10 protein-coding genes are annotated in these 11,675 nt (G+C 35.9%); 7 read left to right on the top strand and 3 right to left on the bottom strand.

The features are described from left to right. Positions 1-5: 5 nt before the first annotated feature. From ACFFVB_RS14200 to ACFFVB_RS14170, 7 genes are all read left to right on the top strand, one after another. A complete protein-coding gene (locus ACFFVB_RS14200) occupies positions 6-2,303 on the top strand; it encodes a multicopper oxidase domain-containing protein (RefSeq protein WP_382383727.1) in 2,298 nt (765 codons plus the stop codon). 59 nt (positions 2,304-2,362) lie between these two features. Continuing rightward, a complete protein-coding gene (locus tag ACFFVB_RS14195) occupies positions 2,363-2,905 on the top strand; it encodes a DUF3347 domain-containing protein (protein WP_382383725.1) in 543 nt (180 codons plus the stop codon). 15 nt (positions 2,906-2,920) lie between these two features. Then, positions 2,921-3,505: a helix-turn-helix domain-containing protein gene (locus ACFFVB_RS14190; protein ID WP_382383723.1), complete on the top strand. Its 585-nt coding sequence runs from the start codon at positions 2,921-2,923 to the stop codon at positions 3,503-3,505. Between the two features lie 69 nt (positions 3,506-3,574). Next, complete coding sequence (locus ACFFVB_RS14185; protein WP_382383721.1) at positions 3,575-6,370, top strand: heavy metal translocating P-type ATPase; 2,796 nt, start codon at positions 3,575-3,577, stop codon at positions 6,368-6,370. A 17-nt stretch (positions 6,371-6,387) separates the two neighbouring features. Beyond that, positions 6,388-6,870, top strand: a complete 483-nt coding sequence (locus ACFFVB_RS14180; protein WP_382383720.1) for a DUF305 domain-containing protein — start codon at positions 6,388-6,390, stop codon at positions 6,868-6,870. A gap of 3 nt (positions 6,871-6,873) precedes the next feature. Next, entirely contained in the window at positions 6,874-8,628 is a 1,755-nt protein-coding gene (locus ACFFVB_RS14175; RefSeq protein ID WP_382383718.1) for an efflux RND transporter periplasmic adaptor subunit, read from the top strand. A gap of 157 nt (positions 8,629-8,785) precedes the next feature. Further along, positions 8,786-9,046 carry a hypothetical protein gene (locus ACFFVB_RS14170; protein ID WP_382383716.1) on the top strand — a complete coding sequence of 87 codons (261 nt, stop codon included), beginning with the start codon at positions 8,786-8,788 and terminating at the stop codon, positions 9,044-9,046. Between the two features lie 60 nt (positions 9,047-9,106). Here the strand turns inward: ACFFVB_RS14170 and ACFFVB_RS14165 are convergent, their stop codons facing one another. The 3 genes from ACFFVB_RS14165 to ACFFVB_RS14155 all read right to left on the bottom strand — a co-directional run bounded on the left by ACFFVB_RS14165 (position 9,107) and on the right by ACFFVB_RS14155 (position 11,628). Beyond that, positions 9,107-9,550 carry a DUF2541 family protein gene (locus tag ACFFVB_RS14165; RefSeq protein WP_382383714.1) on the bottom strand — a complete coding sequence of 148 codons (444 nt, stop codon included), beginning with the start codon at positions 9,548-9,550 and terminating at the stop codon, positions 9,107-9,109. A gap of 84 nt (positions 9,551-9,634) precedes the next feature. Then, the gene (locus ACFFVB_RS14160; RefSeq protein ID WP_382383712.1) at positions 9,635-10,384 is read right to left on the bottom strand and encodes a C40 family peptidase; all 750 of its coding nucleotides are present in this window, start codon (positions 10,382-10,384) and stop codon (positions 9,635-9,637) included. Positions 10,385-10,449: 65 nt separating this feature from the next. Continuing rightward, entirely contained in the window at positions 10,450-11,628 is a 1,179-nt protein-coding gene (locus tag ACFFVB_RS14155; protein WP_382383710.1) for an acetyl-CoA C-acyltransferase, read from the bottom strand. Positions 11,629-11,675: the final 47 nt, after the last annotated feature.

Raw genomic sequence — 11,675 nt, 5'->3', positions numbered from 1 at the left:
AAATTATGAAACATTTTATAACTGTTTTAGTTTTTGCACTTAGTTTGCAAACAGCTTTTTCGCAATCTCTGGAGGGTAATATTGATAATCTTCCCGTGAAGGAATATACTATTAATGTAAAAGAAATTACGGTAAATAAAGTAGGGAAATCTGTGAAGGCGATGTCCATTGATGGCACCATTCCTGGGACAACCTTAGAATTTAATGAAGGTGAATATGCCGTTATTTATGTAAAGAATGAGATGGAAGTAGAAACATCTATGCATTGGCACGGTCTTCTATTGCCTAATTTTTATGATGGTGTTCCGTACTTAACAACACCACCAATTCGTCCAGGAGAAACACTTAAATACGAATTTCCTATAAAACAAGCGGGAACATATTGGTATCATTCACACACGATGTTGCAAGAGCAACGTGGTGTTTTTGGAGCATTTATTATTCATCCTAAAAAGAAAGAATCTTTTGAATATGACAAGGAATTGGTGCTAATGCTTTCCGATTGGACCAACGAAAACCCTATGAATGTTTTACGAAATTTAAAACGTGGCAACGAATGGTATGGTATTAAAAAAGGAACATCTACACCTTTAAATCGTGTAATCGCTCAAGGAGGTTTTGGCGCTCAGTTAAACTTCTGGAAGCAGCGTATGGAAGGTGCGGATATAGCCGATATTTATTATCCGACTTTTCTTATTAACGGCGAAAACAATGTAGAATATCCAGAATTTAAGCCAGGAGAAAAGGTAAGAATACGGATTGTAAACGGATCGGCATCTACTTCTTTTTGGATGACTTTTGGTGGTGAAATGCCTACTTTAGTTTCAGCCGACGGACTTAATGTTGTGCCTATAAAGAAGAATAAAACATTTATAGCCATTGCAGAAGCTTACGATTATATTGTAACGATTCCTGAAGAAGGCAAGGTGGAATTTAAAATTGTAGCCCAAGATGGTTCCGGAGGAACTTCCGCGTATTTAGGAACAGGGAATGTTCTGCACGCCGAAGAAATAACTAGACCAGACAAAATTGCTATGATGAAATCGATGGCAAAAATGGATATGAAAATGGGAGCTCCAGCCCTGAAATATCGACCAAATAAGGATGAGCGTTTTGAAATGAGGGCAAAATACGGAATGAAAATGAATGCGGATATGGATCATTCGGATATGAAAATGGAGGATCAAAATATGAGCCATTCAGAGATGGATCATTCTACAATGAATGCTTCAGAAATGTCAGCTATGGATAGCGAACCAAAAGATGAGATGTCTAATACAAAAGGGATGTCATCGAATGCCGATTACAATTATGATTATTTAAAATCTAAGGAGAAAACAGCTTTTTCAAAAGACATTCCAGTGACTGAAATATTACTAAATCTTACAGGAAATATGCAGCGTTACATTTGGAGTATGAATGGCGTTCCACTTTCAGAGTCAGATAATATTAATATTAAAGGAGATCAGGTTACAAGAATCACTTTAAATAATTTAACAATGATGCATCATCCTATGCATTTACACGGTCATTTTTTTAGAGTTCTTAATAAAAACGGAGCGTATTCACCTTTAAAGCATACCGTAAATGTGCCGCCTATGGAATCTGTGACTTTAGAGTTTTATGGTGATGAATATGGAGATTGGATTTTTCATTGTCACGTGTTGTATCATATGATGGGGGGAATGGCAAGCGTTTTAAGTTATGGAACGCCAAGGGATCCTAGAATGAAGGATTTTCCGGTTTCTAATATTATAGAAGAAACTAATAAATTTTACACTTGGGGGACTTTGGATGTAGCTTCTCATAAGTCTGAATTGAATCTTGTAGCATCAGATTTTAGAAATCAGTTTAATGTGTCTGCAGAATATGGATGGAATAAAAACCTAGAAGCAGAATTTACTTATGAGCGCTATTTATTCGATTTTCTTCGTGTTTTTGGAGGTGTAAATGTTGAAAATGAAATAGATGAAAGTTTAGATGAGATAGAAACTACAGCGGTTTTAGGAGTCCGGTATCTAACGCCTTTTCTTTTTAATTTAGATGTACGTATGGATAGTAATTTACGTCCGCAAATAGGAATTAGTCGAGAAATCATGATTTTTCCGAGAACAGTTTTGTTTGGAGAATATGAATATCAAGCCGATTTTGGATGGGTTACAGATTTTAGTGCAGACGAAAACTATAGATCAGAAACCGTTTGGAATGTAGGTTTAGAATATTTTTTATCAAGAGATTTTTCGCTTACGGCGAGTTACGATAACCGATTTGGAACTGGTGGTGGTGTCTCATTTCGATTTTAAATAGAACCAAATAATTAAATAGAAAACAGAATTATAATCAACAATAAAAATTTTATATTATGAAAAACGCAAAACAAATTTTAGGAATAGCAGTGTTAGGATTAGCACTTTCAGGATTTACATCTTGTAAAAATGACAAGGGAACAACCGAAAATACTGCACCGACAGTAGCTCCAACTGTGGAACATAAAGAAATGGCAATGGAGCAGTCTCAGCCTAAATTTAAAGATGAATTGGTAGGGGCTACGTTTCAACACTATATTCATTTAAAATCGGCTTTGGTGAAATCTGATAATGCAGAAGCGAAAAGCGGCGCAAAAATGATGGCAGAAACAACGACCGATGAGTCTTTAAAAGTTTTGGCTGTGAAAATTTCAGAAGAAAATGAGATTAAAATTCAACGTGAATTGTTTTCAGATTTAACAACAGCTTTAAAACCTATTATAGCAGGAAATATTATTTCGGGTGAGATTTACGAGCAAAATTGTCCGATGGCATTAAAAGGTGGGGCGAATTGGTTTGCTGTAGAAAAGCAGATTAATAATCCGTATTATGGAGATAAAATGTTGCATTGCGGACTAGTTCAAGAGACATTAAAATAATATATAATTTAAGACATGTCTACACAGGATAAACAGATAAAACAGCATCTCTATATAAAAAATATGGTTTGCGATCGTTGTAAAGCATCGGTTAAACAATTGCTAGATGCGTTGCAAATACCTGTTTATGCATTGCATTTAGGCGATGTGGTTGTGGGGCCTATAGCGACAGAAACGTATACGGTTTTAAAAGAAAAATTGCAGGATTATGGTTTTGAATTAATAACCAGTGAGGACGATGTGCTTATAGAACAAATTAAAACAGTACTTATTGAAACCTTAGACGTTTCTGAAAATCAAAATATGAAAATTTCAGAATTATTAACTCAAAAAATCCCAAAAGATTATTCTGTGTTAAGTAAATTCTTTAGTAAACGAATGGGGATTACCATTGAGAAATATGTCATTCAATTAAAAATTGAAAAGGTGAAAGAGTTGCTTCAATTGGGGCAATTGCAATTCGCAGAAATCGCTGATAGTTTGGGCTATACCAGTAGTAGTCATTTAGCCAATCAGTTTAAAACGATTACAGGAATGTCTATGAGCGATTATAAATCATCGCAGCAATGGGATCGAAAAACTATAGACAAAATTATATAAGTATAGTCCATAATAATACAATTGAAGTTAGTGGTTAAGTGGTAATTTTATACTCTAGATTATACACAAATGAAACATACATATAAAATATCAGGAATGACGTGTAACGGTTGTCGTGGTCACGTTGAAAGCACACTTTCTAAAGTTGAGGGTGTAATTCATGCCACTGTAGATCTGGCTAAAGCTGAAGCGACTATCGAAATGGAGAAACACATTCCTTTAGAAGTATTTCAGAAGGCTTTGCAAGATGATGGTGGACGCTATGAAATAATGGCGCACTCAGCCGCACCGAAGGAGAGTAGCCAAACTCTGGAGAATAATTTTGAACATTCAGAAGTTAAAACCGAAACAGAGCCACCAAAACTTATGACGCATACGTATCATATTCACGGGATGACGTGTAATGGTTGCCGTGGCCATGTTGAAACTATTTTAAATACAGTAGAAGGTGTTAGTAAAGCGACAGTAGATTTAGAACAGGCTGAAGCGAAAATAGAAATGGAACATCATATTCCAATTGAAACATTTCAAGAGGCGTTGAAAGCTGATGGAGATACGTATACAATTCATCCAGAAGGCACACATAAACATGAAATGCCTGCTAAAAAATCGAAACCCAAAGACACTGGTGAAGGTACATATTATTGTCCGATGCATTGTGAAGGCGAAAAAACTTACGATGCGCCTGGCGATTGCCCGGTTTGTGGTATGGATTTAGTAAAAGAGCAAAGTTTAAAAGCGTCAAAAACACAATATACTTGTCCGATGCACCCTGAAGTCATCTCAGATAAACCTGGAGATTGTCCTACTTGTGGTATGGATTTGGTTCCTGTGAAAGCAGATGTTTCAGCAGAAGATAAGACGTATAAAAAGCTACTTAATAAGCTTAAGATTGCTACGGTATTTACACTTCCGATTTTTATTATCGCCATGTCAGAGATGATTCCTAACAATCCATTATACGATATCATGTCGTTAAAATCATGGAATTGGGTACAGTTTGCTTTATCTATTCCTGTGGTGTTTTATGCCACTTGGATGTTCTTTGAACGTGCTTATAAAAGCATAAAAACATGGAATTTAAACATGTTTACGTTAATCGGAATTGGCGCAAGTGTCGCGTGGTTATTTAGTGTGTTTGGTTTGTTGTTTCCTAGTGTTATTCCAGATCAATTTAAAACCGGTTCGGGAACAGTACATGTGTATTTCGAAGCCGCTAGTGTTATATTAACTTTGGTATTAATGGGGCAGGTTTTAGAAGCTAGAGCACATAGTAAAACAAACAATGCGATAAAAGAATTATTAAAATTTGCGCCTAATGAAGCGATTCGTGTAACAGACGGGAAAGAGGAAACTATAGCTATAGACGATATTAATTTAGGGGATTTTTTACGAGTAAAACCAGGTGGTAAAATTCCTGTAGACGGTTCGGTTCATGAAGGTGAAAGCAGTGTAGATGAATCTATGATTACTGGAGAACCTATTCCTGTAAGTAAATCTGAAGGCGATAAAGTGAGTTCCGGAACCATTAATGGGAAACAGTCTTTTGTTATGACTGCCGAAAAAGTTGGAGGAGATACGTTACTTTCTCAAATTATCGAGATGGTAAATACCGCAAGCCGAAGTCAGGCGCCGATTCAAAAACTAGCAGATAAAATTTCAGGATATTTTGTACCTGTTGTTGTGGGGATTTCAATTTTGACGTTTATCCTTTGGGTTATATTCGGTCCGGAGCCTAAATACGCATTCGCTTTTGTAAATGCCATTGCCGTGTTAATAATTGCGTGTCCGTGTGCTTTGGGGTTAGCGACTCCGATGTCTGTTATGGTTGGTGTGGGTAAAGGTGCTCAAAATGGAGTACTGATTAAAAATGCTGAAGCCTTGGAGAAAATGGATAAGATAGATGTGCTAATTATTGATAAAACAGGAACCATTACAGAGGGAAAACCGTCAGTAGAAAAAGTTGTTTCAGTATCGGATAGTATCGACCAAAATACGGTGATTCAATATATCGCTTCAATAAACACGATGAGTGAGCATCCGTTAGCTGAAGCCACTGTAAAATATGCAAAAGAACAAAAGCTAAGTTTCTTAAAAGCAACGGACTTTAATTCGGTGTCAGGAAAAGGGGTTACAGCTGTTATAGATGGAAAACAAATAGCTGTTGGGAATGCTAAGATGATGGAAGAAGCTAAGATATCTGTGTCTTCCGATTTAGAAAAAGCCGTCTCTAGTGAGCAAAAGAAAGGGAAAACAGTGTCATTTTTATCTGTTAATAAAGAAGCAGTTGGCTTTATCGTTATTTCAGATAAAATAAAACCGACCAGTAAAGCGGCTATAAAAGAATTGCAAGACTCAGGTGTAGATGTGGTGATGCTTTCTGGTGATAATCATGAAACGGCTACAGCGGTTGCAGAAGAGTTAGGTCTGAAACACTTTAAAGGAGGAATGTTACCTCAAGATAAATTAAGTGAAGTAGAACGCTACCAAAATGAAGGTAAAAAAGTAGCCATGGCTGGAGATGGTGTAAATGATGCGCCAGCCTTAGCAAAAAGTGATGTTGGTATTGCCATGGGAACAGGAACCGATGTGGCGATAGAAAGTGCTGCAATTACTTTGGTAAAAGGTGATTTGCACGGCATTGTAAAAGCACGAAAATTAAGCGAAAATGTGATGAAAAATATTAAGCAGAATTTGTTTTTCGCTTTGATATATAATTCTGTTGGTGTACCGATTGCGGCAGGTGTGTTATATCCGTTTTTCGGAATATTACTATCGCCTATGATTGCGGCTTTGGCAATGAGTTTTAGCTCGGTTTCGGTAATAGCAAATGCATTACGATTGAAATCTGCGAAGATAGATTAATCAAAAAAACAACGATTATGGAACATTCAAAAGACCATTCAAAAAAGAATAATTACACACGATTTGTTATAATGCTTGGCGCTTCATTTTTAGCGATGTATGTCACCATGTATTTAAACACCTACGCCATCGATCATGTGTATTTTAGTTTAACACGGTTTTACATGACGTGTTTAGGAATTTCAACCATGGCTATTATCATGTTTGTGGCGATGCGAAACATGTATAGGAACAAAAAGAAGAATATGGCCATAATCGTTGGAAGTATTGTTCTGTTTTTTGGAGCACTCGGGTTAGTGCGTACTCAAGCTCCAATTGTGGGAGATGTGTTATGGTTGAAAGCGATGATTCCGCATCATTCTATTGCCATTTTGACTAGTGAACGTGCAGATATAAAAGACCCAGAGGTTAAGCAATTAGCAGAAGATATTATAGAAGCACAAAGGAAAGAAATTGAAGAGATGAAAGCCATGATTAAACGCTTAGAAGAAAACAAATAAGTCATGAAACGTAATTATATATATGTCGCATTAGCTCTAGTTTTAGGAGTAATGCTTGGGTTTTTTATGTTTGGAAAAACAGAATCCGTAACCTTGGAAAAACACGATCATGACCATGAAGTTGGACTGAAATCTAATGAAATGTGGACCTGCTCTATGCATCCACAAATCATGAAAACAGAGGCAGGGGATTGTCCGATTTGTGGTATGGATTTAATTCCTGTAACCACAGATGATAGCGGATTGACTGCTCAGCAATTCAAATTAAGCAAAAATGCGACGGCTTTGGCAAATATAGAAACCACTGTTATCGGCGAAAGTGCTCACGGTGATAAAGGTTTAAATTTATCTGGGACGATTACAGTTAACGATGATAAAGTGTTCGTACAGCCAGCACATTTTAATGGAAGAATAGATAAGCTATATGTTACGTCGGTAGGGCAGAAGGTGATTAAAGGACAGCTTGTTGCGACCGTATATTCTCCGGATTTAATCCGTGCTCAACAAGAATTAATTACCGCTTATAAAATGAAAGAATCGCAACCAGAATTGTATAGTGCTGTGCGTACTAAGTTTAAAAACTGGATGATTCATGACGGACAATTAAATGAAATTGAGAAGTCTGGAAATGTTGTAAATCAATTTCGAATATATGCACATGTTTCAGGAACAGTTTCTGAAATTTCCGCAAAGGAAGGAGATCATGTTATGGATGGTAAGGCTATCTTTAAAGTGTCTAATTTAAGTACGGTTTGGGCAGAATTTGATGCTTATGAAAATCAGATTCGTACATTAAAGGTTGGGCAGTCTATTGAAATTGTCGCAAAGGCATATCCGAACAAAAAGATAGCCTCTAAAATTACATTTATAGATCCGATTTTAAAGGCGTCGACGCGAACAGTAACGGTGCGAGCTGTTTTAGATAATAAAGACGGATTGTTTAAGCCGGGCATGTTTGTAGAAGGTGTTTTTTCAAATATAAAAGATAGTAAAGCTGAGGTGTTAACGATACCTGTTACATCTGTAATGTGGACTGGAAAGCGTTCTGTAGTTTATCTGAAGGTGAGTTTAAACGAACCTGTTTTCGAGATGCGAGAAATTACGTTAGGTTCGAAATTAGGAGATACGTATGAGGTGATAGATGGTATTACTCAGGGAGATATTATTGTTACAAACGGTACCTTTACTGTAGACGCTGCGGCTCAATTAAAAGGAAAATCCTCTATGATGAATCAAAATAATATATCAAATGAAGATGCTAATATTTTAGAAAGTCACTTAATTTCAGAAGAAGAAGTTAAAGATGCTCCTGAAATTTTCCAAAAACAGTTAGAAACAGTGTTACTTGCTTATGTTAAATTAAAAGATGAGTTGGTGGCTAGTGATTTTGAATCTGCAAAAGTACAAGCAAGACAGCTCCTGAAAATTGTAAATGAAGTCGATACAAAATCTATTTCGGAAGATGCTAAAATGATGTCGCTATGGGGTACCCAATCAACTAAAATAAAAAATAATCTAACTGAAATTCAAACTGTTAATGATATTTTGTCCTTTAGAAATACGTTCTCAAAAGTGTCTTTAGATGTGAAACATATGATTGAATTATACGGTGTTTCTGTTAAAGTTTATGTGCAATTTTGTCCGATGTCCAATCAGAATAAAGGTGGTTATTGGTTAAGTTTAGAAGAAAAAATTAAGAATCCGTATTATGGGGAAGTGATGCTAGAGTGTGGAGAAAATGACAAAATCTTAGAGTAAAACTAGGCGTGTATTTGTCTTCTGTTAATGAAATCACTCTTTTAGTAGGAATACTATAATGTTTTAACACAAAAAATTTCAGTCTATTTGGGAGTATTTCATAATTAAATGTTAATTTGCAAGTGCATTAATAATTTAATTAATCAAAAATCAATACATGGAAATCTTATTAGATAATGTAATCCCCGAGGAACACCCTAGAACCTTTACAACGAATGCTTGTGAGCATAAAGATGTCATTAAGGTTAAACAGGCTGTACTGGCTATTGATGGTGTAGAATCTATAGAGTTTTTGGATGTCATTTTTCCTAAACAATTTAAAGTTAAGGTTTCAAAAATGATTGAAGTGCGCTTTGTAGAAGAAGCTGTTAACGATGTTGGATTTAACGCTCTACCAAGAGAGTATTTATCCTTTTAAATATAAAAAAAGCTAGTAATTAAATTACTAGCTTTTTTTATTTAGAGTTATTAACCGATGCTATTTCATACCGTAAACGGTAACATCTGCTTTACCATTTAAGATCCCTTTAGTATCGTACCAAAATTCTATACTCCTTAATTTGCGTTTTCCTCCTCTTAAATCAATCACGCGGCTTTCCCCATTTTTTGGAATATCAAATCGAGTATTAATCTTTTCTGGAGCTCCTCCGTCATAAGTTACAATCATACGTTGGATATTAACAGGAGCATCTCTTACTTTAAATTTAATTTTTCTATAATAATCGAAAGGTCCAGGTATATTTATTTTATCGTGATCTGCAGTATGGTTAGCGTGCGTTGTTCCTAAATTTACCCAGTGTCCCATTCTACTGTTATTATTATGAGCTACAGGTGCTCTTATAATTCGTTGTGCAGAGACAAATTGAATGCTAAATACACATACAACAAATGCTGTAAGGATTGTTTTAGTGTAAGTTTTCATGAATTGATACGTATTTATTTTGCTAATTTAAATATACATAAAAATCGTAAGAATCATTTTAGAGTAATAAAATGCAACAGCTTTTTATATGATTTTTTTTATGACACGAAGTTTATGTGTGTGCATATTTTTATCGACATTATAAATTCCAGAATGATCTAAACGGTCGATTCTTATTTTACCATGAGCATGGATAATATAGTTATCATTCATAATAATTCCCACATGCGTAATTTGACCCTCATTATTGTCGAAAAAAGCCAAATCTCCGGCCTCACTTTCTTCAATAAAACTTAACGGTTCGCCTTGAGTGGCTTGTTGAGAAGCATCTCTTAAAATTTTATAACCATTTAATTTGTAAACCATTTGTGTAAACCCAGAACAATCAATCCCAAAAGGTGTTTTTCCTCCCCATAAATACGGTGCATTTAAATACATAAATGCGGTTTGTATTAGGTTGCTTTTAGGCGAAATTTCACTTGTGAGATCTCCATCGTGAGTGTGATTTAAAATAGATAAACTATTTAAGGTCGAACCTAATGGAATGGGGTAGAGTTGCTCGTTTATATCCGTGACAAATTCAACTAAATTTGTTGATAATTTAGGAGCTTCAGCATCCAAATTCATATAAATAGCTTCCGAAATTTCAACATATTGCTTGTTGTCTATCCAACCTTCATATGTATCGAAAGCCAAACGGATTTTACTCCACTTTTTTCGTTGTTCTAAAACTTTAAAATGTTCCCCATAGAGTACCTGAGATATAAGTTCCGAAGCATCAGAGGGTTCAATTCTTAAAGGGACAATGCTTAAATTACAAACGCCGTATTGCATTAATTAACTGTTGAATTTTGGTCTAAATATAGAATTTAATGAGTTTTTAAAAAAGATATTTCCAATTAAAGACGTTCTAGCACCATTGCCGAAGCACCACCACCTCCATTACAAATTGCTGCAGCACCTAGTTTAGCATTATTTTGTTCAAGTACGTTTAATAACGTAATAACAATTCTAACCCCAGAACACCCCAATGGGTGACCTAAAGAAACCGCACCACCATTAACATTAACGTTTGAATCTGTCAATCCTAACAATTTCATATTGGCCAATCCAACAACAGAAAAAGCTTCATTCAATTCAAAGAAATCTATATCTTCAAGTTTTATGCCTGCTTTGTCTAATGCTTTTGGTAAGGCTTTCGCTGGACTTGTTGTAAACCATTCAGAAGCCTGAGAGGCGTCGGCATAACTTTTTATAACAGCGAGAGGTTTTAGACCTAGTGATATCGCTTTGTCTTTACTCATTAAAATGACTGCACCAGCCCCATCGTTAATGGTAGATGAATTGGCGGCTGTAACTGTGCCGTCCTTTGTAAATGCAGGACGAAGGATGGAGATTTTATCTATTTTTACATTTGTGAATTCTTCATCTCTGCTAAAAATTAAGGCTTCGCCACGTCGCTGAGGTATTTCAACAGAAACAATTTCATTGTCAAATTTTCCGGTTTCCCAAGCTTTAGCAGATCGTGAATACGATTGTATGGAGTAAGCGTCCTGTTCTTCGCGGGAAAATTTATGTTCTACAGCACAAGCATCTGCACAAACTCCCATTGCATTCTGGTTATAAGCATCGAGTAATCCATCTTGTTGAAGTCCGTCGGTTACTGTCGCTGGTCCAAATTTAGTACCGGTTCTGGCATGCATATAATGCGGAACCATACTCATGTTTTCCATTCCTCCTGCAACAACAATTTCGGCATCGCCTAAAGCAATGGTTTGTGCAGCTAGCATAATGGCTTTCATTCCAGATGCACAAACTTTGTTTACTGTTGTGCAAGGCACGGTATCGGGTATGCCTGCATAAATTGCGGCTTGCTTGGCAGGCGCTTGACCGGCACCAGCTTGTAGTACTTGTCCCATAAAAACTTCTTCTACTAAATGTGCGTCTAAACTAATCTTATCTAGTGCACCTTTAATCGCAATAGCACCTAATTTTGGAGCAGGAATAGTAGATAGAGACCCTAGAAAACTTCCGATAGGAGTACGGATGGCTGATACAATAACGACTTCTTTGCTCATATTTATGTATTTGTGAATGTTTGTTACGAATTTAATAAAATAAATAT

Source organism: Formosa undariae (genome assembly GCF_042427615.1).
In the GTDB taxonomy this organism is placed as follows: Bacteria; Bacteroidota; Bacteroidia; order Flavobacteriales; family Flavobacteriaceae; genus Formosa; species Formosa undariae.
This window is presented reverse-complemented; position numbering and strand designations above follow the sequence as displayed.